This window comes from Streptomyces sp. NPDC007983 (genome assembly GCF_042958345.1).
Classification (GTDB): Bacteria; Actinomycetota; Actinomycetes; order Streptomycetales; family Streptomycetaceae; genus Streptomyces.
In genome coordinates this window covers 294509-319265 of sequence record NZ_JBIBJI010000002.1, presented here as the reverse complement: position 1 = coordinate 319265, position 24757 = coordinate 294509, and the positions used below count along the sequence as shown (strand labels likewise).

The window sequence follows — 24757 nt, the reverse complement described above, 5'->3', positions numbered from 1 at the left end:
AGCGCCTACGCGCAGCAGTCCGAGTCCAGCCCCCGCGGCAGGTGCTCGCCGCTGAAGACGGCCGTGGTCGCCTCGTCCCCGCCCAGCGCGGCCACGGCCAGCAGCAGGGAGCCCGCGGTCCAGGTGGTGCGCTCCTCGGGCCACACCGCGTCGTCCTCGTAGACGTATCCCGTCCAGTACATCCCGTCGTCCGCGCGCAGCCGCCGCTGGATCCAGCGCAGGATCTCCACCGCGCGGTCGGATTCGCCGACCACCCACAGGGCCAGGGCGAGTTCGCAGCTCTCGCCGCCGGTGACCCAGGGGTTGGGCGAGACGCAGCGGATGCCCTGGCCGGGGACGACGAAGCGGTCCCAGCCCGCCTCGATGCGGGCGGTGGCGGCGGGGCCGGTGAGGGCACCGGCGAGGACCGGGTAGTACCAGTCCATCGAGTAGCGGTTCTTGTCCAGGAAGCGCTCGGGGTGATGGCGTATCGCGTGCCCGAGCAGCCCCGCGGACAGCTCCCAGTCCGGCTGCGGGTCCTCGCGGTGCTCGGCGATGGCGAGCGCGCAGCGCAGGGCCTGGTAGATGGAGGACGAGCCGGTGAGCAGGGCGTCCGGGTCGACGGTGCCGTCGCCCTTGCGCCGCCAGCCGATCTGGCCGCCGCTCTGCTGCAGCCCCAGCACGAACTCCACGGCGGCGACGACGGTCGGCCACAGCCGGTCGAGGAACGTGTCGTCGCCGGTGGCCAGGTAGTGGTGCCAGACGCCGACGGCCACGTACGCGCAGAAGTTGGTCTCGCGCGCGCGGTCGGTGGGGGCGTCGGCGGCCACCCCGGCCGGGGTGTCGGGGTAGGCGGCGTACCAGGAGCCGTCGGGGTTCTGGTGGTCGGCGAGCCAGCGGTAGGCGGCCTCGGCGCGCTGGTGCTCGCCCGCCGCGTCCAGCGCCATCGCGGCCTCGACGTGGTCCCACGGGTCGAGGTGGTGGCCGCGGAACCACGGAATGGCGCCGTCCGCACGCTGGACGGCGGCGATGCCCTCGACCGTGCGCAGGGCCTCCTCGGCGGTGAGGACGCCCGGCAGCGCCAGCCGTTCGGTACGGGGGCCGGGGCGCGGGCCGCGCGCCGTCACGCCTGGTCCTCGCGGGAGGTGCGGGGCTTGGTCGCGTACGCCACGAAGCTCTTGCCGATCAGCGGGTTCAGCGCCTGTTCGGCGAGCCGCGTGGCCAGCGGCTTCTTCATGATGTCCCAGACCAGCAGCTTGTGGTACGCGCGCACCGGCAGCGGAGCCTCTTGACCGTCCTTGTCGACCCCGAACGCGCACTTGAGCCACCAGTACGGGCTGTGCAGCCCGTGCGCGTGGTGGGTGCCGTACGGCCGCAGTCCGGCCTCGCGCATCCGCTCCAGGAGCTCGTCGCCGCGGTAGATGCGGATGTGGCCGCCCTCCACCTCGTGGTACGCGTCGGACAGCGCCCAGCACACCTTCTCGGGCCCGTAGCGCGGCACGGTGACGGCGATCCGGCCGCCGGGGCGCAGCACCCGCACCATCTCGGCGAGCACGCCCTTGTCGTCCGGTATGTGCTCCATGACCTCGGAGATGATGACGACGTCGAAGCTGTCGTCCGGGAACGGCAGGGCCAGCGCGTCGCCCTCCATGGCGGTGGCGGTGGCCCCGGCGGGGGCCTCACCGGCCTCCTTCATGGCGGCGAACCACTTCGCGACCTCGCGTATCTCATCGCCGTTGCGGTCGAGCGCGACGACCCGCGCACCGCGCCGGTAGCACTCGAAGGCATGGCGCCCGGCGCCACAGCCCAGGTCGAGGACGCGATCGCCGGGGGCGAGGGGGAAGCGGGAGAAATCGACGGTCAGCACGGGGGTCTGCTTTCGTCAGGCGGGGTCGTCGGATCGAATCGGGGCCAGGGGGCGGCGGTCAGCGCGCGGCGCGGGTCCGTGCGGCGCGGGCCTGTCCCCCGATCGCCGCGCGGTAGTGCTCGACGGTGCCGCGGGCGGCCTGCTCCCAGGTGAAGCGGCGCAGCACCCGCTCGCGTCCGGCGGCGCCGAGGCGCCTGCGCAGATCCGCGTCGGCCAGCAGCCGATTGAGGGCGGTGGCGAGCGCGCCCGCGTCGCCGGGCGGTACGGCCAGGCAGGTCTCGCCGTCCGTGCCCGCGACCTCGGGTATCGCGCCACCGGTGGTGGCGACCAGCGGGGTGCCGGTGGCCATGGCCTCGGCGGCGGGCAGCGAGAACCCCTCGTACAGGGAGGGCACGCAGGCGATCTGGGCGCCGCGGATGAGGTCGACCAGTTCGGGGTCGCTGATGCCCTTGACGAACTCGACGGCGCCCTGGAGCCCGTAGCGGGCCATGGCAGCGGCCACCGGCCCCTCCTCGGGGCGCTTGCCGACGACCACGAGGTGGGCGTCGGGGTTGTCGGCGCGGACCTTCGCCAGCGCCTCTACCAGGTGGACCAGCCCCTTGAGCGGCACATCGGCGCTGGAGGTGGTGACGATCCGGCCGGGGATCACCGGCACGGCGGGGTCGGGCGAGAAGAGCCCGGTGTCCGCGCCGATGTGGACGACGTGCACGCGCCCGGGCCGTACGCCGAGGTGTTCGACGATCTCCCGGCGCGAGGAGCTGGAGACGGTGAGCACCGAGGGCAGCCGCCGGGCCACCCGCTTCTGCATGCGCGTGAAGCCGTACCAGCGGTGTACGGACAGGCGGCGCTTCCAGCCGTCCGCGGCGTCCAGCTCCAACTGACGGTCCACGGTGATCGGGTGGTGGATGGTGGTCACCAGCGGGAAGCCGGTCCGCTCCATGCCCAGCAGCCCGTAGCCGAGGGTCTGGTTGTCGTGGACGACGTCGAACGCGCCGCGCCGGGCGGCCAGATGGCGGCGGGCGCGCAGGCTGAACGTGAGCGGTTCGGGGAAGCCCCCGGTCCACATGGTGGCGACCTCCAGGGCGTCCACCCAGTCCCGGTACTCCTCGATCCCGGGCGTGCGGAACGGGTCGGGCTGGCGGTAGAGGTCGAGGCTGGGCAGCCGGGTGAGGGTCACGCCGTCCTCGGCGTCGAGCACCGGGTACGGCTGGGCGCCGATCACCTCGACGGTGTGGCCGAGCCGGGCGAGTTCGCGGGAGAGATGACGTACGTAGACGCCCTGGCCTCCGCAGAACGGGTTCCCCTTGTAGCTCAGCAGCGCGATGCGCAGCGGCCGGTCGCCGGCCTGATCCCGGTCCTCCGCGGCGGCCGTGGGGGGCGCCGTCCGAAGTGGGTCGACTCCGGTCTCCTGCGCGGCCTCTGCGGTCACTCGCGCCCCTCCCTTGATGCACGTCAGCGGGAGCGTAGCCGCTCACGATTATCTAGAACAAGTTTCACTAACGGATAGCCCGAGAAGTCTCGAAGATACCTGGCGAACCCAGCGCTCCCGGCGCCGGGACGGGTGATCCCTACCACTCGGTAGCCCCTTGCGTGCGGCGGCCGTTCACGGGGACGGGGTCATATCGGCGCGAGCCCGGCAAACGCGACGGACGGCGGGCTCGAGCGACACGCGACCCTAGAACGAGTTTCACTGACTCGCGCCCCTAGGCCGACCCTGCCATCATGCACGGTGTCCGTTTGTCAACCGCAGCGCAGACACTATGCACCCGAAGTGAGACAAATGACCGCAGAAGTCAAGCCGGCCTCCCTGCAGCTGACCGAGCGGCAGGAGGCGCGCCGTCGGCGCATCCTGCACGCCAGTGCCCGGCTGGCCAGCCGCGGCGGCTTCGACGCGGTCCAGATGCGCGAGGTGGCCGAGCACTCCAGCGTGGCGCTCGGCACCCTCTACCGCTACTTTCCGTCCAAGGTCCATCTGCTGGTCGCGACCATGCAGGACCAGTTGCAGCACATGCACGAGACGCTGCGCAAGCGCCCGCCGACCGAGGAGGACCCGGCCACCCGGGTCGCCCAGACCCTGATGCGCGCTTTCCGCGCGCTGCAGCGCGAACCCCATCTGGCGGACGCGATGGTACGGGCCCTCACCTTCGCCGACCGCTCGGTGAGCCCCGAGGTGGACATGGTCTCCCGGCTCACCACCGCGATCATCCTCGACGCGATGGGGCTGGAGGGTCCGCCGACGGCCGAGCAGCTGTCCGCCGTGCGGGTCATCGAGCACACCTGGCACTCGGCGCTGATCACCTGGCTGTCGGGGCGGGCCTCGATCGCCCAGGTGAAAATCGATATCGAGACTGTCTGCCGACTGATCGATCTGACGGCGCCAACAGAGCACGCCTGACCCTTTTATCCATTTCGCCGATCGCGCTGCGAGACGCGATGGGCGCGAAAGGGGCGCAAACAGCGCGCGTTGCGCTCTTGGGGCGCACGGAGGCAGCACTGTGTGCGCCCGCACGCCCCCCTTTGGCGCAAATATCGCGTTCACGGGTTGGGCAATCCCGGTATTCATGAACGGCGCGCGACAGAGCGACGACGGCGTGCGACGGATCAACGTCTACAGGGGGTGAAGAACTCCGTGATACGGGTTCTTCTGGTACATGATTCATACCTGCTGCGGTCCGCTTTGGCCGCACTGATACAAGCCGAACCTGAGTTCGAGGTGGTTTCCGCCGCATGGCGTGACGCGCGTAGCAGAGCACGCTCCTTACGGCCGCACGTCTGCGTGGTCGACACGGACTGCCCCGGCTCCGACAAGGCCGCGCGCAAGGGCGAGTTGGCCAAGCTCATGGCGGAGGCCCCGGCGGAGGAGAGCGGCCCCGAGTCCGGGCTGCTCGTGCTGGCCAACGCCGGGCGCCCCGGCCAGCTGCGCCGCGCGCACAAGGCCCGGGCCCTCGGGTACATCGACAAGAACGCCCCGCCCCAGCGGCTGCTGGACGGCATCCGGCACGTGGCGAAGCAGGAGCGGTTCATCGATGACTCGCTGGGCTACGGCTTCCTCAAGGCGGCGGAGATCCCGCTGACCGAGCGCGAGTTGGGCGTCCTGTCACTCGCGGCCGACGGCGCCTCCATCGCGGAGATCGCCCGGACCCTTCACCTGTCCAACGGGACGATACGCAACTACCTGGCCGCGATCACCCGTAAGACCGGGGCACGCAACCGGGTGGACGCCATTCGCATCTCACGGTGTGAGGGCTGGGTCTGACGGCCGGTCCGGGGCGGCCTTGACGGCGGTGCCGGTCTCCGTACCGGCTCCGTCGTAGCCACCGCCGGGGTCCGACTCGTGCCGATGGTGGAGGGTGTCGCGGACGCCGCCGCAGAAGGCGTACGTCTTTTGCGGGACCCATGCCTACCGAAGCGGACCTACCGTCCCCGGAGGGCCCGCCCTCGCGCACTCTCCGCGCGCCCGCTACTCATCCGGCGGGAAGACCTGTTCGCCGCTTTCGAGCAGCCGGATCGCGATGGCCTCGACCGGGCAGCCCTCGGCCGCCACGAGCACCGCCTCGGACGCGTCGGCCTCCGGCTCGACCGGATGCGACTGCCGTGCCGCGTCCAGCCGGAACCCTTCGGGGGCGCTGCTCACGCAGAACCCCGAGCCGACGCAGACGTCGCGGTCGACCTCGACCCGCCAGCGGTCCCCCATCAGCTCTGCTCACCGTCCCACCCCTGCGGCAGGTGGATCATCTTGTGCTCCAGATACTCCGACAGCCCCTCGGGGCCGAACTCCCGCCCCAGGCCGGAGTTCTTGTAGCCGCCGAACGGCCCGAGCATGTCCAGGCTGAAGGTGTTCACGGAGTACGTACCGGTGCGGATGCGCCGCGCGAAGTCGATGCCGTGCGCCACGTCCGCCGTCCAGACGCTGCCCGACAGCCCGTAGTCGGAGTCGTCGGCGATCCGGGCCGCCTCCTCCTCGTCCCCGTACGGCAGCAGGCAGATGACCGGGCCGAAGATCTCCTCCCGGGCGATGCGCATCGTATTGGCGACGTCCCCGAAGAGCGTCGGCTCCACGTACCACCCCGTCTCCTGGGCCTCGGGACGCCCGCCACCCGTCAGTACCTTGGCGCCCTCGCGCTGGCCGAGCGCGATGTAGTCCAGCGAGCGCCGCTGCTGGCGCCGCGCCACCAGCGGGCCGACCTGGGTCGCCGGGTCCAGCGGATCGCCCACCACCAGGGCCGACGCGGCGGCCGCGAAGCGCTCGGCCAGCTCGTCGTAGTGGCTGCGCGGGGCGAGGATGCGGGTCTGGGCGACGCACGCCTGCCCGTTGTTCATCCACGCGTTGGGCACGATCCCGGCGACCGCCGCCTCCAGATCCGCGTCCGGCAGGATCACCGCGGCCGACTTGCCGCCCAGCTCCAGCGTCACCCGGGTCAGCCGGCGCGAGGCCACCTCCATCACGCGCTTGCCCGCCGTCACCGACCCCGTGAACGACACCTTGTCGACCCCCGGGTGCCCGACCAGGTACTCGCTGACCTCCCGGTCCGCCGGAAGGATCGACAGCACCCCCTCCGGCAGCCCCGCCTCGGTCGCGATCTCCGCCAGCAGATACGCGTCCAGCGGCGTCTCCGGCGACGGCTTGAGGATCACCGAGCACCCCGCCAGCAGCGCCGGGGCCAGCTTCGCCGCCGCCACGAACTGCGGCACGTTCCACGGCACGACCGCCGCCACCACCCCGACCGGCTCCCGCCGCACCAGCAGCGGCCCGAGCACCCCGGCCCGCCGCTCCTCGAAGGTGAAGCCGCGCGCCACCGTGATCGCCGCGTCCCACACCATCATCGCGCCGAGCGCCTGGGCGAGGACGCTCCAGGAGTACGGCGAGCCGTTCTGCGCGCTGATGACCTTCGCGATCTCCTCATGCCGTACGGCGACCGCGTCCTTGATCCGCGTGACGACGGCGATCCGCTCCTCCAGGGAGGTACGCGGCCACTCCCCCTCGTCGAACGCCCGCCGCGCCGCCGCGACCGCCCGGTCCACATCGGCCCGCGCGGCGTGCGGAACCCGCCCGATGACCTGTTCCGTATGCGGCGAGACGACCTCGATGGTCTCCGCCCCGGCCGGATCGACCAGCGCCCCGCCGATGAAGAGCTGCCCGTACTCGATGAGGTCGCCCATCGCTGATGCCTCCTGCCGAAGACTGCCCGCACATCGCATATCTGACGATGCATCAGAACTGATACCAGTTCCCGTTATAGTCAGCAATGCATGCGCTGCCGCGGCTCGGCCGCACTCGCGGAAAGGGGCACCCCGTGCCAGAGGCGACCGACGTCACCGACCACGGCGGCGGGGTGTGGAGCATCCCCGTCCCCATCCCCGACAACCCGCTCGGCCACACCCTCGTCCACCTCCTGGACACCGACCGGGGGCCGGTCCTCATCGACACCGGCTGGGACGATCCGACCGCCTGGGACGCCCTCACCGCCGGGCTCGCCGCCTGCGGCACCGACGTCTCCGCGATCCACGGCATCCTCGTCACCCACCACCACCCCGACCACCACGGCCTCTCCGGCCAGGTGCGGGAGGCCTCCGGGGCGTGGATAGCGATGCACGGCGCCGACGCCCACGTCGTACGCCGCACCCGCGAGGCCGACCCCACCCTCTGGCTCGACTACCTGGCCGAAAAGCTGGCCGCGGCCGGCGCCCCCGAGGACCACCTCGCCCCGCTGCGCGCCGCCCGCACCGAAGGCCGTACGGACTTCCCGGGACAACGGGCCGCCCTCCCCGACCGCGAGATCGCCCCCGGCGAGCTCCTCGACCTCCCCGGCCGCCGGCTCCGCGCCATCTGGACCCCCGGCCACACCCCCGGCCACATCTGCCTCCACCTGGAAGAGGCCCACCCCGCAACCCTTCGCGGCCACGGCCGGCTCTTCTCCGGCGACCATCTCCTCCCCGAGATCAGCCCGCACATCGGCCTGTACGAGGACCCGACCGACACCCACCGCACCGACCCCCTCGGCGACTACCTCAGCTCACTGGAGCGCGTCGCCGCCCTCGACCCGGCGGAAGTCCTCCCGGCCCACCAGCACGCCTTCACCGACGCCCCCGCCCGCGTCCGCGCCCTCCTCGACCACCACGAGGCCCGCCTCGAAAACCTGCGCGCCCTCCTCGCCGCGCCGCTCACCCCCTGGCAGCTCGCCGAGCGCATGGAGTGGAACCGTCCCTGGCCCGACATCCCCTACGGCTCCCGTAACATCGCCGTGTCCGAGGCCGAGGCCCACCTCCGCCGCCTGGTCAACCTGGGCCGGGCCGAACCCGTGCCCGGCACCGACCCCGTCGCCTACCAGGCGCGCTGAGGCGATCACCGACCGACGAACGAGAGGGCCACGGATGTCCCGCCACCACGAGCTCAAGCACCGCGTCGTCACGACCTTCCAGCGGCGCGTCGCCAACCCACTCGCCTCCCGGCTGCCGTTCCAGACCCTCCTGGAGACCACCGGCCGCACATCCGGTCTGCCCCGGCGCACCCCGGTCGGCGGACGCCGCGTCGGCGACGCGTTCTGGTTCGTCTCGGAGTTCGGAGACAAGTCGCAGTACGTACGGAACCTCCGGGCCGACCCCAGGGTCCGGGTCCGCATCAAGGGCACCTGGCACCCCGGCACCGCCCACCCCCTCCCCGAGGACGACCCCCGCGCCCGCCTCAAGACCCTCCCCCGCTACAACAGCGCGGCGGTCCGCGCCCTCGGCAACGACCTGCTGACCGTGCGCGTGGATCTCAGCGACTGATCAGAGCGGTCGCACCATGACGTCGTACACCGGGGAATCGGGGAACGGCTGCTGCGTTCCGACGTGTCCGTACCCCCACCCCTCGTACACCGCCTTCAGCTTGCCGTCACCGTGCTGGGGATTGACCAGAAGGACGACGCGCTCCTCGGCCCGGCCGGAGATCAGCTCGTCATGGATGCGCCGGGCGATACCCGTGCCACGCCATGGCTTGCGCACCAGAACCTCGTTGAGGGCCAGGGTGCGGGTGCCGGTCTCCGTGGTGAAGTCCTCCGGAAGCGGGTTGATCATGGAGGCCCACCAGCGGGTGGTGGGGGCGAGAGGGACGCCGAAGGCATATCCGGCCGCCTCTCCCTTCACGTGACCGAGGACGGCTTCCCAGCCGGGCCGTGCGGCGTAGCCGCTCAGGCGTTCGTTGAACCGGTCCACGTGCTGGAACGGCTGGGCCAGGAGGCCGAAGTCGCCTCGCACCTCGACGTGCACATCGAGCAGGAGCTGACGCACCTGCTCGACATCCGTGACGTGGCGGAAGTCGGGGGAAGTGGGTTCCGTCATGCTGTGGTCCTCCTGAGGCTGCGGATGTGATCTGCCCAGGCGCGGGCTTCGGGGGTGCGCGGCGCCACGGCCTCCAGACGACTGCCGAATCCGTCGAGGAGACCACGGAGGCGCCCACTGCTCAGGGCCATTTCAGTGGGGATCGCCAATGCGGTGGCAACGGCGGGTTCCACCGCCCCACCCTTGAGCTGAGCCCGGGCGAGCTGTGCGCTCACCATGGCGCGGTTGCGGACCAATTGAGGGCGGAGGAGGGCCAGACTCCGGTGGGCGTGCGCCTCGGCGTCGGCCCATCGACCGAGCCCGAGGTGAACCGTCACGGCCAGGGATTCCCATTCGGCCTGATCGTAGAAGTCCAACCACGGTGGACGAGGTAACGCCACGTCAGCACGGTTCAGCGCGTCCTGGGCGTGACCGAGACTGCGTAAAGCGGTTGTGGCCTCGCCCGCATCCGCGTGCGCGATGGCAATCCGGGCGTGCGCGAGGGATAGGTACAGCGGGTCGCGGCGGACGATGCTGGTGGAGCGTGCCGCCTCTCTGGCGGCTACGGCATCGGTGCGGCGCCCCAATTGCCGGTACAGCATGCCCGCGTGGCTCCAGATACGGAACTGAGCAGCGGGGTCTCCGGAGAGCCCCGCCAAGGTGACGGCGCGATGCAGATGCTCCTGTGCGCTGTCCAGTCGCCGACCGTCGATCGCGGCCCACATCGCGCTGGAGGTGAACGCGGCCGCCGTCGCGTAGAGATGTCCGCGTACGCGCTGACTGGCGCTGCCGTGCCGCTGCATCTCCAGGGTCTTCCGGGCCAGGTCGACCGCCCGTTGCTCGTGCGTGACCGTGCCACCATGCCGGTGGTCTGCCGTCACGAGGTTGGCCAACTCGGCGTTCAAGCGCGCCACGTCGGCCATGCCCACCCTTCGGGGCGGGCCCTCCCCGGGGGCGGTGGCGGATACTCCGGCGGCCGTCGCCGCCGCGAGGAAGGCACGTCGGTACACGGGGTCCTCCTCCGGTGACACCGGGGCCGGGCCGGGTTGCCGGGCCCTCGGTCGGAAACCCAGTTGAAGCGATGTTCGGCCGGTGACCCGCTCCAACGCAACGCGTTGGCGCGCATGCGGCCACGTGATCTCGCCCGAAAGCCACCGGAACACCCCTCGTTCCGTGCAGGTGCCATAGGAGCCCGTGAACTCGGCGATCGCGGTGTTCACCCGGTCCGCGAGTTCGTTGGCGGTGACCTGGTGCTCAAGCATCCAGGCGGCAAGCGCCTCGTTCCGTGTCCGCTCCATGACAGGACGTTAAGGCATTGATCCGACACACAGGGAAAACGAAAGGGTCAAAACGACACCCCGGGCCCCATGGGCCTTTGCCCGAAGCGGCATGCCCGACCCGTTGCCTCCATCGGTTACCTGGTTGAGCACGGACGCGGCGGTCCACGCCGCGCTCCACGCACCGCCCTGCCAGGAAGGATCCACGATGCCCCCGCAGCCCGCTCATCGCGTACGCCCCGCCGCGACCGGTCGGCCCGCCTACAGCCAGACCATGCCGTGCGAGGCCGCGTCGGCGATAGGCGCCCGGCGGCTGGTTCGTGCGGCGTGCGGTGCCTGGGGGCTGTCCGATCTCATCGGCTCCGCGGAGCTGATCGTGTCGGAGCTGGTCGCCAATGCCGTCGTGCACAGCGGCAGCCGCTGTCTGCGCGTCACCGTGAGCCGCCCCGGCCCGCGCTGGGTTCGGATCGCCGTCATCGACAAGTCCCGCAGGCTCCCGGTACGGAGGACGGCGAAGGCCGACGACGAGAACGGACGCGGCCTCGGCATCGTCGAGGCTCTCTCCGACCGCTGGGGAACCGACCGGCTGCCCTGGGGGAAGCGTGTCTGGTCCGAGCTGCGCGTCGAACGCAAGCCGTGACCACCTCCACGAAGCCGAGCGCTCCGATTCGCCGTTCAGGCCTGGGATTGGTCTGGCCAGGTAAGACGTTGTGCGAAGTGGGCCACTACGGCAACGACCATGAGCATGGCCGTAATGCCGCCGAGTGTCATGACCGTTGACGGGGAGGTGCGGTCCACGATGATCCCTCCGACCAGTGCACCGAGTGAAAAAGTCGCCTGGAAGGAAGCGGTAAACAGCACGGAGGCCGCCTCGGGTGCGTTCGGGGCCGCCTTGGAGAACCAGGTTTGAGACGCGACGGGAACGGCCCCGTACGCGACGCCCCAGCCGATCAGCAGGACTACGGCACCGGCCTCCGAGCGGCCGAGTACCGGAAGCAGGAGTGTGACTGCCGCGATCATGCCTGCGGCGAGGCCGAAAGTGGCTCGCGGCCAGCGGCCCACCACGGCGCCGCCCAGGAAGTTCCCGACGATCCCGGCGGCACCGTAGATCATCAAGAAGACGGTGATCGGCCCGGAACCCACATCGGAGACCTGTTCAAGGAACGGCGTCACGTAGGTGTAGGTGCCGAAGTGAGCAAGAACGATGAGGAATGTCAGCAGCAGCGCGACGCGGGTATGAGTGCTGCGGAACGCACACCGCAGCACGCTCAGGCGGGTCGCTTGAACCGGCGGGAGCATCGGCACGAACAGCGACAGCATGACAAGCACACCAATAGTCAGCGCTCCCATGACGATGAACGCCACCCGCCAGCCAGCCAGATCCCCGAGAAAGGTACCGGCCGGCACTCCGAGCACGGAGCCCAGAGGAACCGCGGAGAAGATCACCGCTGTGGCGCGACCAACCGATTCGGTCGGCACCAGGCGTTCGGCCAGCCCGGCGCCGATCGACCAGAATCCTCCGATGACGATGCCGACCACAACGCGGGACACCAGCACCAGCCAGTAGTCCGGTGCCGCAGCGGCGAGGAAGTCCGCCACGGCCAGCAGGAGCATGAACGTGCACAGCATCAGTCTGCGGTCGATGCGCGCGGTTGCGACGGTGACCACCGGCGCCGAGATCGCCGCGAGGAAACCGGGCATGGTCATCATCAGTCCTGCCATGCCGTCGGAGATGGTGAAGCTGGACCCGATCGAAGTGAGCAGACCAATGGGAAGGATCTCAGTGGTGACGATCGAGAAGAGGCCCAGCATTACCGAGACCACGGCCAGCCATCCGATCAGGGGTGATCGGGTCGGTAAGCCGGCCCCGAAGGAATGCGTAGTGGCAGTGGTTGTCGACGCCATGAATTCCGTCCTGTGATGAGACCTGCGTTGCGCGATCAGTTCAACAGGCTCCAGTGACTCAGGGCTGGCGGATCTGCGCCATCACCGTCTCGAGGCACGGGTGATGCCGCACATCTGCCAGCCATATCGGCCACTGCCTCCCAGCCGCCACCGACGGCTGGGGCGGGCACGTGCAGCCGGTCACCAACCGCCGGCTGACGGCTTTGATCGTGAGGTTGAGGTGCTGTTTGGCCCAGGTCACGAACTTGCCCGCAGGGGCGCGGTCGGCCCGGATGACAGTGGTCTCGGCGGACATCGCGGACGAGTGCGCTCGATACGGTGCAAACTGGGCGGAACCCGGCTGCCCGAGGGGCTAGATTCGCCCCATGTACACCACGAGGGTCTCCGGGCATGTGCGGGCTTCGCGGGCGGCCGTCTACCGGGCGCTGGTGGACGGGAGCGCGATCGCGGCGTGGCGGGTGCCGGACGGCATGAGCGGCCGGGTGCACGAGTTCGAGGCCCGCGAGGGCGGGAGGTTCCGCGTCTCGCTCATCTACGACGCGCCGACCGGCATCGGCAAGTCCGCCCCGCGCACCGATACGTACCGCGGCCGTTTCGTGCAGCTCGTACCGGACGAGCGGGTGGTGGAGGCGATCGAGTTCGAGGCCGAGGATCCCGCGCTGCGCGGCACGATGACGATGACGACCACCCTCACCGCCGCGCGCGGTGGCACCGATGTCCTCGTCGTGCACGAAGGGATTCCCGACAGCGTGCCCGCCGCCGACAACGAGACCGGCACGCGGATGGCGCTCGCGAAGCTCGCGCGGTTCGTCGAGGCGGGCGCCCCGGACACGGCGGAGTAACGCGTTCGCGTCTCCGCGCGCGAGGGGCGGGGGCTCGCGCGCGGAGGGGCGGGTCAGGGGGTGCTGTCGGTGACGGTGACCGGCTCGTCGTTGTTGAGCTGCTGCACGAGCTGCTTGACCTTGGCCTGGTCCCACTGGAGGTTGCCGCCGACGCTGCCCGAGGTCGGCATGTTCAGCGACTTGCCCCCGTTGCTGGTGACGTCCTTCATGGCGAGGAACATCTGGGCCAGGTAGTACGGGTTCATGTCCTTGTCGACGATCAGGGTGTCCAGCCCGGCTCCCATGGCGGGGTAGAGCTTGAAGGGGTTCAGCACGGTGCCGGGCGCCGCGGTCTGGGAGGCGAGGGAGGACAGGAACTTCTGCTGGTTCTTCGTGCGCTCCAGGTCACTGGCGGCGAACGCGTGCCGGCTGCGGACGAACGCGAGGGCCTGCTGCCCGTTCATCGTCTGCTCGCCCGCCTGGAAGTCGGCGCCGGCCTGCTTGTCCTTGAAGCCCTTGCTGAGGTTCATGTCGACGCCGCCGATGGCGTCCACGATGTTGGCGAAGCCGGAGAAGCCGACCTCCGCGTAGTGGTCGATGTGCAGACCGGTGTTGGCCTCGACGGTGCGGACGAGCAGCTGCGGGCCGTCCATGGCGTACGCGGCGTTCAGCTTGGTGGCGCCCAGGGGGCCCTTGATCTTCCCGGACTCGGAGCCGCGGAACTTCGGGATGGTCACGTTCGAGTCGCGCGGCAGGGATATGAGGGTCGGGCCGGAGGAGCCGTCGTGCAGGATCATCATGGAGTCCGTGCGCTTGCCCTCGGCGGAGCCCGTGTGCAGGTCCTTCTTCTGCTGGTCGGACATGCCCTCGCGGCTGTCGGAGCCGACGATCAGGTAGTTGGTGCCGTCGCCCGCCTCGGGGCGGTCGATCACCTGGCTGAGGTCGACCTCCTTGCGCAGCTTGGAGTCGGCCCAGAAGTACGTGGCGACCGAAGCGACCAGCAGGACGACGACCAGGGTGATCAGGACACGTTTGACGGTCCGGCCGCGGCGGCGTGGGCGTCGGTACGGCTCATCGTCGGCGTAGTAGTCGTCGTACTGGGACGGGACGCCGTACTGAGGCTGGGCACCGGGACCCCCACCCTGCGGCATCGCACGCGTGGCGGGGTTCTGGTAACCATCGTTTCTGCTGTCGTATGGGCGCATGCCCGGCAGTCTGCATTACTCCTGGGGAGTAAATGCAAGTCGATGAGAACAGCATCCTCAACAGCGCAAGGAAAATACCGCCGCATCGCCAGAGACATCATCTCTGGGTTGCGACCCGATTCCTATTCGTGACTGCCCACGAAAGAAAGCAGCGTGATCTTCGCGCGTCGCGAGCACGCCTGCGATCTTCCATTATTCCGCGTGTTCGGTGACCCTCCGGTGGTCATGTGATTACGCTGCCGGATTCTCCTGGAGGCAGCCTCATCGTCGTCAGCGCCGACCGGCCGGAAAGTGTTACCCGGGGGCAACGGGGGACTACGGGGCACCCCCCGGCGGGCGGGGGATGCCCCGGCGGGCGCGAGGTCAGAGCCGCCGCACCCACGCCGCGGCGCCATGGCCGATAGCGAGGTAAATCACCGCAGGCAGGGCGTAGTTGAAGAAGACGCGCACACCTTCGGGCTCCATCGTGAAGATGTCCTGCGACCATCCGGCGAGCCAGTCCGCCACGCCGTGCACGAAGTCGACAAAGACATTCGCCTGGTTGGCGTCGAGCAGGTACAGCAGGAGCCACAGCCCCAGGAAAACGGCGGCGATGTCCGCGAGGCTGTGAATGATCAAGGCTGTCCGATCCGCCCCGCGACCACTCGAATTGCCTGCTCGGCGCCGGGGGGCGGGGGGACCGGGATCTCCCTGGTAGGGAGCATTCGGGTCGCGCTGGTACGGAGAAGCGTTATCCGCTATGTGGCCATGGGGGTTGCTCATGGGCATCTCCTTGCCGGGCCGAACATACCGAAACCGCCTTCACGGTCGTTTCACAACGATGTTTTCGACGCGTTACCAATTCCGTTGGCGGGGAGGGCGGACGGATTTTTCAACTTGGCTATTCCGCATTGGAGTTGCCGGGGACGAGGCCGGGCGGGCCGGACGGGACCGCGGCGTCGTCAGCGGGTGAAGCGTCCGGTTAAAGTGGGCGGGAGAACTTCATCCGCGTTCGATCAGGGGAAGTCGGTGGAAGTCCGGCGCTGACCCGCAACCGTGAGCACGCGCCCCCGCGGGCCGTGCGAGCCGGAGCACCTGGGCGGGCGCGACGCAGGAGGCTCCCGCCGTCCGGGTGTCCGGCGGCGGCACCGTCGTGGGATGCGGGGCTGAGCCCGGTGCCACCGGCGCGGCGGAGTGTTCCGTACGCGGGTGGGCGGCCGTGCGTGGCTGCGTCACGCCCCTGATCGAGAGGCACGCCAGCCATGAACGTACGCCGCAGCGTCGCGGCTCTGGCCATCTCCGCCGCCCTGTGCGCGACCGCCGCGGCCACCGCGCCGGCCGCGTTTGCTGATGCCGGCAAGCGTCCGGAGGGGCTGTACGGCACGAAGGACCCCAAGTTCGACGGGGTGTGGCGGCAGTCCCTCGCGCTGCTCGCCCAGGACGCGGTGGGGGTGAAACCGGCCAAGTCGGCCATCGACTGGCTCGCCGGGCAGCAGTGCGCGGACGGCGGCTTCGCCGCGTACCGGGCGGACACGGGGAAGGCGTGCGATCCGAAGAAGGGCGAGTTCACGGACGCGACCTCGGCCGCGATGCAGGCGCTGGCCGCGGTGGGCGGCCGGTCGGCGGCGGTGGAGAAGGGCGTCGGCTGGCTCAAGCGGAGCCAGAACGAGGACGGCGGCTGGGGCATGAACCCCGGCGGCACGAGCGACGCCAACTCCACCTCGGCCGCGGTCGGCGCGCTCGCCGCGACCGGTCTGGACCCGGCGGAGGTCGCGGCCGCGGCGAGCGGCAAGACCCCGTACGACGCGCTGCTCGGGCTGCAGCTGGACTGTTCGGCGAAGGCGGGGCAGCGGGGCGCGTTCGCGTACACCTCCGGTAAGGGCAAGCCCGCCGCCAACGACCTGGCCACCGTGAGCGCGGCGCTGGCCACCCGGGGCTCGGGCTTCGCCTTCGCCCCGGTCGGCAAGGACGACGGCAAGAGCCCCGAGCCGCTGGCGTGCGAGGGGAAGGGCGGCGCGGACGACCGTACGCCGGAGGACGCCTCCGAGGCCGCCCTCGCCTACCTCTCCACCACCATGTCCGGCAACGGCATGCACCTGAAGTCCGCGACGCCCGGCGCCGCCAAGGCCCAGCCCGACTTCGGCGCCACGGCCGACGCCATCATGGCCCTCGCCGCGGGTCAGCACAGCGCGGCCGCGGCCAGGCCGCTGCAGTGGCTGCAGGGCAAGGACAGCGGCGCGACGGCCTGGGCGAAGGACGACCCCGGCGCGCTGGCCAAGCTGGTGCTCGCGGCGCACGCGGCCGGTGGGGACCCCCGGCACTTCGGCGACGCCGACCTCGTGGAGCAGCTCAACGCCACCGGCCCGAAGCCCGTCGAAAAGCAGGACGCGAAGGACGACGGTGGCGGCGGGACGGGCAGCGTCTGGTGGATCGTCGGAAGCTGCGCGGTGGCCGGTGTGGGCATAGGTTTCCTGCTCAGCGGGCGTAAGAGGCAGCAGCTTTGATGGTCGGCCGCTCGGTGATCCGGCTGCTGCCCGTGGTGCTGCTCCCGCTCGTCTCCGTACTCGCCGGTGCCGCGCCCGCCCAGGCCGAGGGGTACCGCTACTGGTCGTTCTGGCAGCGGGGCGGCGACGGCGGCTGGACGTACGCGGCGCAGGGCCCCTCCGCGGCCCGGCCCGGCAACGGCGACATGATCGGCTTCCGTTTCGCCGTCAGCGAGGACTCCCGAGACGCCGCCCGGCCGAGGGGCGCGGCCCGCTTCGACGCGATCTGCGACGCGGAGACGCCCGCCAAGGGCGGCACGAAGCGGATCGCGGTCGTCCTCGACTTCGGCACCGCACGGGACGCGCCGGACGGCCGTACGCCGCCGAAGTCCCGTACCGCGTGCGCGCGGGTGGGCAAGGACGCGACGGCCGGTGAGGCGCTGGCGGCGGTCGCGAAGCCGCTGCGCTACAACTCCTCCGCGCTGCTGTGCGCCATCGCGGCCTACCCGAAGTCGGGCTGCGGGGAGGCGGTGACCGCGCAGAAGAAGGGGGACGACGAGAGCGACGACGGCCCGTCGGCCGGGCTGATCGGCGGCGCGGCCGTCGTGCTCGCCCTCGGCGCCGCGGCGGTGTGGCAAACCCGCCGCCGCCGGGCGTGACAGCGGTGAGCACGGAAGCGAACGGACTGCCGCCCCGGGCAGGGCTCGCCGCCCTGCGGGCCTGGGCGGCGGCTGCCCTGCGCCGCACGGCCCGCCCGACCGGTGCGGGTCGGCCCCGGACGGCCCTCGCCGCCCTACGGGCGCAAGCAACGGGCAGCGCCGAGGGCCCGCGCTCGCACCGCACCGACCGCGCGGACGCGCTGCCGCCGAACCTGAACGCGTCGGGAGCGCAGCGCACCGGGCCGCCGCACCGGGCAGCGCGCGATGCCCTGCGGACGCGGGCAGCGCGCGCCCTGCGCCGCACGGCGCGGCCGCACGACACCCACGGCGGCGAGGGGGCCGTCATCCGGCGTGCCCCCGTCCCGCAGCGCCGGGGTGCGCTGCACGCCGGGGCGTGGTGGGTGTGGGCGCTGGGGCTGGGCACGGCCGCGTCCCGGACCACCAATCCGCTGCTGCTCGGGCTGATCGTCGCCGTCGCGGGCTATGTCGTGGCCGTGCGCCGCACCGACGCGCCCTGGGCCCGCTCGTACGCCGCGTTCCTGAAGCTCGGGCTGGCCGTGCTGGCGATCCGGCTCCTCTTCGCGCTGTTCTTCGGCTCGCCGATCCCGAGCACCCGGGTGCTGTTCACGCTGCCCGAAGTGCCGCTGCCCGACTGGGCGCAGGGGGTGCGGATCGGGGGGCGGGTCACGGCCGAGGGGCTGGTGTTCGCGCTGTACGAGGGGCTGAAGCTGGCCACGCTGCTGGTCTGCGTCGGCGCGGCGAACGCGCTGGCCAGCCCGGTGCGGCTGCTCAAGTCGCTGCCGGGCGCGCTGTACGAGGCGGGCGTGGCGGTGGTCGTGGCGATGACCTTCGCGCCGCATCTCGTGGCGGACGTCCGGCGGCTGCGCGCGGCGCGCAGGCTGCGGGGCCGCCCCGACCGCGGGGTGAAAGCGCTGCTCCAGGTGGGGCTGCCGGTGCTGGAGGGCGCGTTGGAACGGTCCGTGGCACTGGCGGCGGCGATGGACGCGCGCGGTTACGGCCGCACCGCGCAGGTGCCGCCCGCCGTGCGCCGTACGACGGCCGCCCTGACGCTGGGCGGGCTGCTCGGGGTCTGCTGCGGTACGTACGGGCTGCTGTCCTCGCAGGGCGCGGCGTACGGTCTGCCGCTACTGCTGGCCGGGCTCGTCGCCGCGCTGGGCGGGCTGTGGCTGGGCGGGCGCCGGTCGGTCCGCAGCCGCTACCGGCCGGACCGGTGGGGGACGCGGGCATGGCTGGTGTCGGGGTCGGGGGTGGCGGTCGCGGCGGTCATGATCTGGGCCGCAGCGTACGCACCGGACTCCCTGAATCCGCCCGCCGTTCCGCTCACCGCGCCGGACCTGCCGCTGTGGCCCGCGGCGGGGGTCCTGCTGGGGCTGCTCCCGGCGTTCGTCGCCCCGGCTCCCCCGTCCCACTCCGAGGAGGTCCCGCAGTGATCCGCTTCGAGCAGGTGTCCGTCACCTACGACGGCGCCGCCCGGCCCGCCCTCCACGGGGTGGACCTCACCGTTCCGGAAGGTGAGCTGGCCCTGCTGGTCGGACCCTCGGGAGTCGGCAAGTCGACACTTCTGGGCGCCGTCTCCGGGCTGGTGCCGCACTTCAGCGGGGGCACGCTGCGCGGCCGGGTCACGGTCGCGGGGCGGGACACCCGTACCCACAAGCCCCGCGAACTGGCCGATGTGGTCGGCACCGTGGGCCAGGACCCCCTGGCCCACTTCGTCACCGACACCGTCGAGGACGAACTCGCCTACGGGATGGAGTCGCTGGGCCTGCCGCCCGACACGATGCGCCGCCGCGTCGAGGAGACCCTCGACCTCCTCGGCCTCGCCGAGCTGCGCGACCGGCCCATCGTGACGCTCTCGGGCGGGCAGCGGCAGCGGGTCGCGATCGGGTCGGTACTCACCACGCACCCCGAGGTCCTGGTCCTGGACGAGCCCACCTCGGCGCTCGACCCCGCCGCCGCGGAAGAGGTGCTCGCCGTGTTGCAGCGGCTGGTGCACGACCTGGGCACGACGGTGCTGATGGCCGAACACCGGCTGGAGCGGGTCGTGCAGTACGCGGACCAGGTGATCCTGCTGCCCGCCCCCGGCGCGGCCCCGGTCGTCGGCGAACCGGCCGAGATCATGCCGGTCTCGCCCGTGCAGCCGCCGGTCGTGGCGCTGGGCGGCCTCGCGGGGTGGACGGCCCCCGTGCCGCTGTCGGTACGGGACGCGCGCCGCAAGGCGGGGGCGCTGCGGGAGCGGCTGGCGCCGCTCACACCGCCCGTGCCGCGCGACGCGCCGGACGGCACACCCATGGGACGGGCCGAGCGGCTGTCCGTACGGCACGGGCGCGTCGAGGCGCTGCGCGACGTCAGCCTGTCGGTGCGGCCCGGTGAGACGGTGGCGCTGATGGGCCGCAACGGGGCCGGGAAGTCGACGCTCCTCGCCGCGCTCGTCGGGATGCGCGAACCGGCCGCCGGAACCCTGCGCGTCGGGGCGGAACGCCTCGTACCGCACCGCACCCGCCCCGCCGAACTCCTGCGCCACGTGGGGCTCGTACCGCAGGAGCCGCGCGATCTGCTGTACGCGGACACGGTGGCGGCCGAGTGCGCGACCGCCGACGAGGACGCGGGCGCGGCGCCCGGCACCTGCCGTGAGCTGGTCCGGGGCCTGCTGCCCGAGGTGGCGGACGACACCCATCCGCGCGATCTGTCCGAGGGGCAGCGGCTCGCCCTCGCGCTGTCGGTCATCCTCACCGCCCGCCCGCCGCTCCTGCTGCTGGACGAGCCGACGCGCGGACTGGACTACGCGGCGAAGGCACGGCTGACGCGGGTGCTGCGCGGGCTGGCGGCGGACGGCCACGCCATCGTGCTGGCCACGCACGATGTGGAGCTGGCGGCCGAACTCGCCCACCGGGTGGTCATCCTGGCCGACGGCGAGGTGGTCGCGGACGGGCCGACGGGGGAGGTCGTGATGTCCTCCCCCGCCTTCGCCCCGCAGGTCGCGAAGATCCTCGCGCCGCTGCCGTGGCTGACCGTGCCGCAGGTGCGCGAGGCGCTGGAGCGGGCGCGATGACCCAGAACCCCGCTCCCCGGGTACGAGCCGTCCGGCTCGGGCCGCGCTCGGTCGTCGCCCTCGCCCTCGTCTCCGCGACCGGCGCCGCCGCGTTCGCCTGGCCCCTCTTCGCGCCCGCCCACTCCGGTGTCGCCGCCCACGCCGCCGACGCGCCCTGGCTGTTCGCCGCGCTGCTGCCGCTGCTGCTGGCGGTCGTCGTGGCGACGATCGCCGACACCGGTCTGGACGCGAAGGCCATCGCGATGATCGGGGTGCTGGCGGCCGCGGGCGCCGCGCTGCGGCCGCTGGGCGCGGGCACGGCGGGCATCGAGCCGATGTTCTTCCTGATGGTGCTCTCGGGGCGGGTGCTCGGCCCCGGCTTCGGGTTCGTGCTCGGCGCGGTGACGATGTTCGCGTCCGCGCTGCTCACCGGCGGTGTCGGGCCGTGGATGCCGTACCAGATGCTGGCGATGGGGTGGGTCGCGCTGGGCGCGGGGGCGCTGCCCGGCGCCGGACGGCTGCGCGGCCGCCGCGAGCTGGCGCTGCTCGCGGCGTACGGGGCGGTCGCGTCCGTGGCGTACGGGGCGGCCATGAACCTCCAGGGCTGGACCCTGACGCAGGGGATGTCCTCGGGGATCAGCTATGTGCCGGGCGACGCGGTCGGCGCGAACCTGACCCGCTTCGTCGCGTACTGCCTGGCGACCTCGCTCGGCTGGGATCTGCCGCGCGCGGTGGTGACGGTCGCGCTGACCCTCACCCTCGGCGGGCCGATCCTGGGGGCGCTGCGGCGCGCCACGCGCCGGGCGGCGTTCGAGGCGCCGGTGGCGTTCGAGCGCCCATGACGAGGCGGGCCCGGTGCGCGTCGTCGCGCACCGGGCCCGCCCATCGCGAGCCGGTTACTGGTGGAAGATCCTGGCCCCCCACTGGGCGGCCCACCTGCCGTCACCGAACTGGAGGTTGGCCGTACACAGGCCGGTGTCGCCGTCACAGTTCAGGGCCGTCACCGGTACGGGCGCGGCCTCGCCCCGCGGCGCCTTCATCGCCTGCGCCCCCGCCTGGTGGAAGACCCGCGCGTCCCACTGGGCGACCCACCTGCCGTCGCCGAAGCGCAGGCCGGCCGTGCACTTGTAGGTGTCACCGTCACAGTTGAGGGTCGTCACCGGGACCGGCGCCCGCACCGACTCGGCGGACGTGGCGGAATTGACGGACTCGGCGGACCGGGTGGACGCCGCCCGGGCCGCACTCTGGTGGAACACGTTCACATTCCAGTCCGCGAACCACCTGCCGTCGCCGAACCGCAGACCGGCCGTGCACTTGTAGGTGTCACCGTCGCAGTTGAGGGTGGTCACGGGGACGGGTGCCGCACTGGCCGCCGGAGCGACCGCGGTCGAGACCATGAGCAGGGCTCCCAGCCCCAGGAACGTACCGGTGAGCATTCGGCGAGCTGACATGTCGTCGCTTCCTTTTCGACTCCGGCCACGCGAAAGGTGATAACAACACACATCACCTCAAGCGGCCGATCCGATGAGATGCCAGAGGCTAGCCACCCACCGGTCGAGCATCGCTCGAAGAATCAGAGCCGCTGAAGGATCGTCCCCGTCGCCAGCGCCCCGCCCGCGCACATCGTGATGAGCGCGAACTCCTTGTCCGCCCGCTCCAGTTCATGCAGCGCCGTGGTGATCAGCCGGGCCCCCGTCGCCCCCACCGGGTGGCCGAGCGCGATGGCGCCACCGTTGACGTTCACCTTCTCCATATCCTGTTCGAAGACCCGCGCCCAGGACAGCACGACCGACGCGAACGCCTCGTTGATCTCGATCACGTCGATGTCCTTGAGCGTCATCCCGGCCTTCCCCAGCACGGCCCGGGTCGCGTCTACGGGTCCGTCCAGGTGGTAGTGCGGATCGGTGCCGACCAGGGCCTGGGCCACGATCCGGGCGCGGGGCCGCAGCTTCAGCGCGCGGGCCATCCGCTTGGACGCCCACAGCACCGCGCACGCGCCGTCCGAGATCTGGGAGGAGTTGCCCGCCGTGTGCACGGCGGTCGGCATGATGGGCTTGAGCCCGGCCAGCGCCGCCATGCTGGTGTCGCGCAGCCCCTCGTCCCGGTCGACGGCCCGCCACATGCCCTCTCCGGCGGCCTGCTCCTCCTCGGTGGTGGGCACCTGCACCGCGAAGGTCTCGCGCTTGAAGCGCTCCTCGGCCCAGGCCCGGGCCGCGCGCTCCTGGGAGAGGAGGCCGAGGGAGTCCACGTTCTCCCGGGTGAGTCCGCGCCGCCGGGCGATCCGCTCGGCGGCCTCGAACTGGTTGGGGAGGTCGACGTTCCACTCGTCGGGGAACGGCTTGCCGGGCCCGTGCTTGGAGCCGCTGCCGAGCGGCACCCGCGACATGGCCTCGACGCCGCAGCCGATGCCGACGTCGATGACGCCGGTGGCGACCATCGTGGCCACCATGTGGTTGGCCTGCTGGGAGGATCCGCACTGGCAGTCCACGGTCGTCGCGGCCGTCTCGTACGGGAGGCCCATGGCCAGCCAGGCGTTGCGCGCGGGGTTCATGGACTGCTCGCCCGCGTGGGTGACCGTACCGCCGACGATCTGTTCGACGCAGTCGGGCTGGATGCCGGTGCGGGCGAGGAGTTCGCGGTAGGTTTCCCCGAGGAGATAGGCGGGGTGGAGATTGGCGAGCGCGCCTCCACGCCTTCCGATGGGGGTGCGCACGGCTTCGACGATGACGGGTTCCGCGGCCATGACTCGTCCTCTTCTCCATCGCGTCCGCGGGGGCTCCCGGCAGCTCCCGCGCCAGAACTAGTACGCGTTCTAGTTCTTCGCTCAGTCTGCTGAGGCCCGCCCTGACGGCGCAAGGGTTGTGCACAGGGCGAGTTGGAGCGTCCGCCTCAAGAAGGACCGCCATGGCCCTTGCTAGTTATAGAACCCGTTACTACCTTCTTGACACTTTCTGATAGGCCGTCAGATCTGGAGTGGCCGATGTCCTGTCCAGCGCTCCCCGAAGGCTTCGACTTCACCGACCCCGACCTCCATCAGCACCGGGTGCCACTCCCCGAGTTCGCCCAGCTGCGGCAGACGGCCCCCGTGTCGTGGATCCCCCAGCGGCACGGCATCGCCGGGTACGACGACGACGGCTACTGGGCCGTCACCCGGCACGCCGACGTCAGGGAGGTCTCGACCCGGCCCGAGATCTTCTCCTCGCACCGCAACACCGCGATCATCCGCTTCAACGAGCACATCCAGCGCGACCAGATCGAGGTCCAGAAGCTGATCATGCTCAACATGGACCCGCCCGAACACACCCGGGTCCGCCAGATCGTCCAGCGCGGCTTCACCCCGCGCGCGATCCGCTCACTGGAGGACGCCCTCCACGACCGCGCCGTACGCATCGTGGCGGGCGCCAAGGAGAACGGCACCGGCGACTTCGTCACCGACATCGCCTGCGAACTCCCCCTCCAGGCCATCGCCGAGCTGATCGGCATCCCCCAGCAGGACCGGTCCAAGATCTTCGACTGGTCCAACAAGATGGTCGCGTACGACGACCCGGAGCTGGCCATCACCGAGGAGATCGGCGCCGAGTCGGCCATGGAGCTGATCTCGTACGCCATGAACCTGGCGTCCGACCGCAAGCAGTGCCCCGCCAAGGACATCGTCAGCGCCCTGGTCGCCGCCGAGGACCAGGGCAACCTGGGCTCCGACGAGTTCGGCTTCTTCGTGCTGCTGCTGGCCGTCGCGGGCAACGAGACCACCCGCAACGCCATCAGCCACGGCATGCACGCCTTCCTCACCCACCCCGACCAGTGGGAGCTGTTCAAGCGCGAGCGCCCCGCCACCGCCGCCGAAGAGATCGTCCGGTGGGCCACCCCCGTGATGTCCTTCCAGCGCACCGCCACCCAGGACACCACCCTCGGCGGCCAGTCCATCCGGGCGGGGCAGCGGGTCGGCGTGTTCTACTCCTCCGCCAACAACGACCCCGAGGTCTTCGACCGCCCCGAGGTCTTCGACATCACCCGCGACCCCAACCCCCACCTCGGCTTCGGCGGCGGCGGACCGCACTTCTGCCTCGGCAAGAGCCTCGCCGAACTGGAGATCCGGCTCATCTTCAACGCGATCGCGGACACCCTCCCCGGCATCCGCCTCACCGGCGCGCCCCGGCGGCTGCGGTCGGCCTGGCTGAACGGGATCAAGGAGCTGCGGGTGAGCTACGCGTGAGCCACGCGTAGCCGATCGCCG

General features: G+C 71.5%; 25 protein-coding genes and 1 riboswitch. Of the genes, 12 read left to right on the top strand and 13 right to left on the bottom strand.

The annotated features are described in order from the left end of the window. Window positions 1–5: 5 nt before the first annotated feature. The 3 genes from ACFZCY_RS06310 to ACFZCY_RS06300 are packed head-to-tail and all read right to left on the bottom strand — an operon-like array spanning window position 6 to window position 3275. Window positions 6–1106, bottom strand: coding sequence for a prenyltransferase (locus ACFZCY_RS06310; RefSeq protein WP_391169878.1), 1101 nt, complete (start codon window positions 1104–1106; stop codon window positions 6–8). After that, window positions 1103–1846 carry a methyltransferase domain-containing protein gene (locus tag ACFZCY_RS06305; protein ID WP_391169877.1) on the bottom strand — a complete coding sequence of 248 codons (744 nt, stop codon included), beginning with the start codon at window positions 1844–1846 and terminating at the stop codon, window positions 1103–1105. Before ACFZCY_RS06305 ends, ACFZCY_RS06310 begins: the two co-directional genes overlap by 4 nt. 58 nt (window positions 1847–1904) lie before the next feature. After that, complete coding sequence (locus ACFZCY_RS06300) at window positions 1905–3275, bottom strand: glycosyltransferase (protein WP_391169876.1); 1371 nt, start codon at window positions 3273–3275, stop codon at window positions 1905–1907. A 351-nt stretch (window positions 3276–3626) separates the two neighbouring features. Here ACFZCY_RS06300 and ACFZCY_RS06295 point away from each other — a divergent pair, with 351 nt between their 5' ends. Next, window positions 3627–4241, top strand: a complete 615-nt coding sequence (locus ACFZCY_RS06295; RefSeq protein WP_391169875.1) for a TetR family transcriptional regulator — start codon at window positions 3627–3629, stop codon at window positions 4239–4241. A gap of 234 nt (window positions 4242–4475) precedes the next feature. After that, complete coding sequence (locus ACFZCY_RS06290; RefSeq protein WP_361490265.1) at window positions 4476–5102, top strand: response regulator transcription factor; 627 nt, start codon at window positions 4476–4478, stop codon at window positions 5100–5102. A gap of 204 nt (window positions 5103–5306) precedes the next feature. Here the strand turns inward: ACFZCY_RS06290 and ACFZCY_RS06285 are convergent, their stop codons facing one another. Both ACFZCY_RS06285 and ACFZCY_RS06280 read right to left on the bottom strand, forming a co-directional pair. After that, window positions 5307–5540, bottom strand: coding sequence for a 4Fe-4S domain-containing protein (locus ACFZCY_RS06285; protein WP_391169874.1), 234 nt, complete (start codon window positions 5538–5540; stop codon window positions 5307–5309). Further along, window positions 5540–7006 carry an aldehyde dehydrogenase family protein gene (locus ACFZCY_RS06280; RefSeq protein ID WP_391169873.1) on the bottom strand — a complete coding sequence of 489 codons (1467 nt, stop codon included), beginning with the start codon at window positions 7004–7006 and terminating at the stop codon, window positions 5540–5542. Before ACFZCY_RS06280 ends, ACFZCY_RS06285 begins: the two co-directional genes overlap by 1 nt. 86 nt (window positions 7007–7092) lie before the next feature. Here ACFZCY_RS06280 and ACFZCY_RS06275 point away from each other — a divergent pair, with 86 nt between their 5' ends. Together ACFZCY_RS06275 and ACFZCY_RS06270 are read left to right on the top strand one after the other, a co-directional pair. Further along, window positions 7093–8184, top strand: a complete 1092-nt coding sequence (locus ACFZCY_RS06275; RefSeq protein WP_391169872.1) for an MBL fold metallo-hydrolase — start codon at window positions 7093–7095, stop codon at window positions 8182–8184. 34 nt (window positions 8185–8218) lie between these two features. Beyond that, complete coding sequence (locus ACFZCY_RS06270; protein ID WP_391169871.1) at window positions 8219–8614, top strand: nitroreductase/quinone reductase family protein; 396 nt, start codon at window positions 8219–8221, stop codon at window positions 8612–8614. Here ACFZCY_RS06270 and ACFZCY_RS06265 read toward each other — a convergent pair whose 3' ends face one another. Both ACFZCY_RS06265 and ACFZCY_RS06260 read right to left on the bottom strand, forming a co-directional pair. Beyond that, window positions 8615–9166: an N-acetyltransferase gene (locus tag ACFZCY_RS06265; protein ID WP_391169870.1), complete on the bottom strand. Its 552-nt coding sequence runs from the start codon at window positions 9164–9166 to the stop codon at window positions 8615–8617. Continuing rightward, window positions 9163–10443 carry a Tat pathway signal protein gene (locus tag ACFZCY_RS06260; RefSeq protein ID WP_391169869.1) on the bottom strand — a complete coding sequence of 427 codons (1281 nt, stop codon included), beginning with the start codon at window positions 10441–10443 and terminating at the stop codon, window positions 9163–9165. Before ACFZCY_RS06260 ends, ACFZCY_RS06265 begins: the two co-directional genes overlap by 4 nt. A gap of 187 nt (window positions 10444–10630) precedes the next feature. Between ACFZCY_RS06260 and ACFZCY_RS06255 the strand changes: the two genes are divergently transcribed. Next, on the top strand, window positions 10631–11062 hold the full coding sequence (locus ACFZCY_RS06255) for an ATP-binding protein (RefSeq protein WP_391169868.1): 432 nt from the start codon (window positions 10631–10633) through the stop codon (window positions 11060–11062). Between the two features lie 35 nt (window positions 11063–11097). Here the strand turns inward: ACFZCY_RS06255 and ACFZCY_RS06250 are convergent, their stop codons facing one another. After that, window positions 11098–12327 carry an MFS transporter gene (locus tag ACFZCY_RS06250; RefSeq protein ID WP_391169867.1) on the bottom strand — a complete coding sequence of 410 codons (1230 nt, stop codon included), beginning with the start codon at window positions 12325–12327 and terminating at the stop codon, window positions 11098–11100. A 58-nt stretch (window positions 12328–12385) separates the two neighbouring features. After that, complete coding sequence (locus ACFZCY_RS06245; RefSeq protein WP_391169866.1) at window positions 12386–12622, bottom strand: hypothetical protein; 237 nt, start codon at window positions 12620–12622, stop codon at window positions 12386–12388. Window positions 12623–12692: 70 nt separating this feature from the next. On the opposite strand from ACFZCY_RS06245, the gene ACFZCY_RS06240 reads away from it, so the two are divergent. Beyond that, on the top strand, window positions 12693–13169 hold the full coding sequence (locus ACFZCY_RS06240; protein ID WP_391169865.1) for an SRPBCC domain-containing protein: 477 nt from the start codon (window positions 12693–12695) through the stop codon (window positions 13167–13169). Window positions 13170–13222: 53 nt separating this feature from the next. Here ACFZCY_RS06240 and ACFZCY_RS06235 read toward each other — a convergent pair whose 3' ends face one another. Continuing rightward, window positions 13223–14353, bottom strand: coding sequence for an LCP family protein (locus tag ACFZCY_RS06235; RefSeq protein ID WP_391169864.1), 1131 nt, complete (start codon window positions 14351–14353; stop codon window positions 13223–13225). A 363-nt stretch (window positions 14354–14716) separates the two neighbouring features. Beyond that, window positions 14717–14971: a hypothetical protein gene (locus ACFZCY_RS06230; protein ID WP_391169863.1), complete on the bottom strand. Its 255-nt coding sequence runs from the start codon at window positions 14969–14971 to the stop codon at window positions 14717–14719. A gap of 379 nt (window positions 14972–15350) precedes the next feature. Beyond that, window positions 15351–15429: riboswitch (cobalamin riboswitch) on the top strand. Between the two features lie 165 nt (window positions 15430–15594). Between ACFZCY_RS06230 and ACFZCY_RS06225 the strand changes: the two genes are divergently transcribed. The 5 genes from ACFZCY_RS06225 to ACFZCY_RS06205 all read left to right on the top strand — a co-directional run bounded on the left by ACFZCY_RS06225 (window position 15595) and on the right by ACFZCY_RS06205 (window position 21365). Continuing rightward, window positions 15595–16836 (top strand): prenyltransferase/squalene oxidase repeat-containing protein, encoded by a 1242-nt coding sequence (locus ACFZCY_RS06225; protein ID WP_391169862.1) that lies wholly within the window; start codon window positions 15595–15597, stop codon window positions 16834–16836. After that, entirely contained in the window at window positions 16836–17474 is a 639-nt protein-coding gene (locus ACFZCY_RS06220; RefSeq protein ID WP_391169861.1) for an SCO2322 family protein, read from the top strand. The genes ACFZCY_RS06225 and ACFZCY_RS06220 overlap by 1 nt, the downstream gene beginning before the upstream one ends. A gap of 344 nt (window positions 17475–17818) precedes the next feature. After that, the gene (locus tag ACFZCY_RS06215) at window positions 17819–18925 is read left to right on the top strand and encodes a CbiQ family ECF transporter T component (protein WP_391170374.1); all 1107 of its coding nucleotides are present in this window, start codon (window positions 17819–17821) and stop codon (window positions 18923–18925) included. After that, window positions 18922–20544: an ATP-binding cassette domain-containing protein gene (locus tag ACFZCY_RS06210; RefSeq protein ID WP_391169860.1), complete on the top strand. Its 1623-nt coding sequence runs from the start codon at window positions 18922–18924 to the stop codon at window positions 20542–20544. Before ACFZCY_RS06215 ends, ACFZCY_RS06210 begins: the two co-directional genes overlap by 4 nt. Beyond that, entirely contained in the window at window positions 20541–21365 is an 825-nt protein-coding gene (locus ACFZCY_RS06205) for an ECF transporter S component (protein ID WP_391169859.1), read from the top strand. Before ACFZCY_RS06210 ends, ACFZCY_RS06205 begins: the two co-directional genes overlap by 4 nt. A gap of 54 nt (window positions 21366–21419) precedes the next feature. Here the strand turns inward: ACFZCY_RS06205 and ACFZCY_RS06200 are convergent, their stop codons facing one another. Further along, window positions 21420–21974 (bottom strand): hypothetical protein, encoded by a 555-nt coding sequence (locus ACFZCY_RS06200; protein WP_391169858.1) that lies wholly within the window; start codon window positions 21972–21974, stop codon window positions 21420–21422. A gap of 122 nt (window positions 21975–22096) precedes the next feature. Continuing rightward, window positions 22097–23266 (bottom strand): steroid 3-ketoacyl-CoA thiolase, encoded by a 1170-nt coding sequence (locus ACFZCY_RS06195; RefSeq protein ID WP_391169857.1) that lies wholly within the window; start codon window positions 23264–23266, stop codon window positions 22097–22099. Window positions 23267–23503: 237 nt separating this feature from the next. On the opposite strand from ACFZCY_RS06195, the gene ACFZCY_RS06190 reads away from it, so the two are divergent. Further along, entirely contained in the window at window positions 23504–24736 is a 1233-nt protein-coding gene (locus ACFZCY_RS06190; protein WP_391169856.1) for a cytochrome P450, read from the top strand. The last annotated feature ends 21 nt before the right edge of the window (window positions 24737–24757 follow it).

Bases quoted from the DNA above. Each gene is read 5' to 3' on its own strand.
- ACFZCY_RS06295 (WP_391169875.1), top strand. From the start codon at position 3,627: ATGACCGCAGAAGTCAAGCCGGCCTCCCTGCAGCTGACCGAGCGGCAG.
- ACFZCY_RS06285 (WP_391169874.1), bottom strand. From the start codon at position 5,540: ATGGGGGACCGCTGGCGGGTCGAGGTCGACCGCGACGTCTGCGTCGGC.
- ACFZCY_RS06280 (WP_391169873.1), bottom strand. From the start codon at position 7,006: ATGGGCGACCTCATCGAGTACGGGCAGCTCTTCATCGGCGGGGCGCTG.
- ACFZCY_RS06275 (WP_391169872.1), top strand. From the start codon at position 7,093: ATGCATGCGCTGCCGCGGCTCGGCCGCACTCGCGGAAAGGGGCACCCC.
- ACFZCY_RS06270 (WP_391169871.1), top strand. From the start codon at position 8,219: ATGTCCCGCCACCACGAGCTCAAGCACCGCGTCGTCACGACCTTCCAG.
- ACFZCY_RS06265 (WP_391169870.1), bottom strand. From the start codon at position 9,166: ATGACGGAACCCACTTCCCCCGACTTCCGCCACGTCACGGATGTCGAG.
- ACFZCY_RS06260 (WP_391169869.1), bottom strand. From the start codon at position 10,443: ATGGAGCGGACACGGAACGAGGCGCTTGCCGCCTGGATGCTTGAGCAC.
- ACFZCY_RS06255 (WP_391169868.1), top strand. From the start codon at position 10,631: ATGCCCCCGCAGCCCGCTCATCGCGTACGCCCCGCCGCGACCGGTCGG.
- ACFZCY_RS06250 (WP_391169867.1), bottom strand. From the start codon at position 12,327: ATGGCGTCGACAACCACTGCCACTACGCATTCCTTCGGGGCCGGCTTA.
- ACFZCY_RS06245 (WP_391169866.1), bottom strand. From the start codon at position 12,622: ATGTCCGCCGAGACCACTGTCATCCGGGCCGACCGCGCCCCTGCGGGC.
- ACFZCY_RS06240 (WP_391169865.1), top strand. From the start codon at position 12,693: ATGTACACCACGAGGGTCTCCGGGCATGTGCGGGCTTCGCGGGCGGCC.
- ACFZCY_RS06235 (WP_391169864.1), bottom strand. From the start codon at position 14,353: ATGCGCCCATACGACAGCAGAAACGATGGTTACCAGAACCCCGCCACG.
- ACFZCY_RS06225 (WP_391169862.1), top strand. From the start codon at position 15,595: ATGAACGTACGCCGCAGCGTCGCGGCTCTGGCCATCTCCGCCGCCCTG.
- ACFZCY_RS06220 (WP_391169861.1), top strand. From the start codon at position 16,836: ATGGTCGGCCGCTCGGTGATCCGGCTGCTGCCCGTGGTGCTGCTCCCG.
- ACFZCY_RS06205 (WP_391169859.1), top strand. From the start codon at position 20,541: ATGACCCAGAACCCCGCTCCCCGGGTACGAGCCGTCCGGCTCGGGCCG.
- ACFZCY_RS06200 (WP_391169858.1), bottom strand. From the start codon at position 21,974: ATGTCAGCTCGCCGAATGCTCACCGGTACGTTCCTGGGGCTGGGAGCC.
- ACFZCY_RS06195 (WP_391169857.1), bottom strand. From the start codon at position 23,266: ATGGCCGCGGAACCCGTCATCGTCGAAGCCGTGCGCACCCCCATCGGA.
- ACFZCY_RS06190 (WP_391169856.1), top strand. From the start codon at position 23,504: ATGTCCTGTCCAGCGCTCCCCGAAGGCTTCGACTTCACCGACCCCGAC.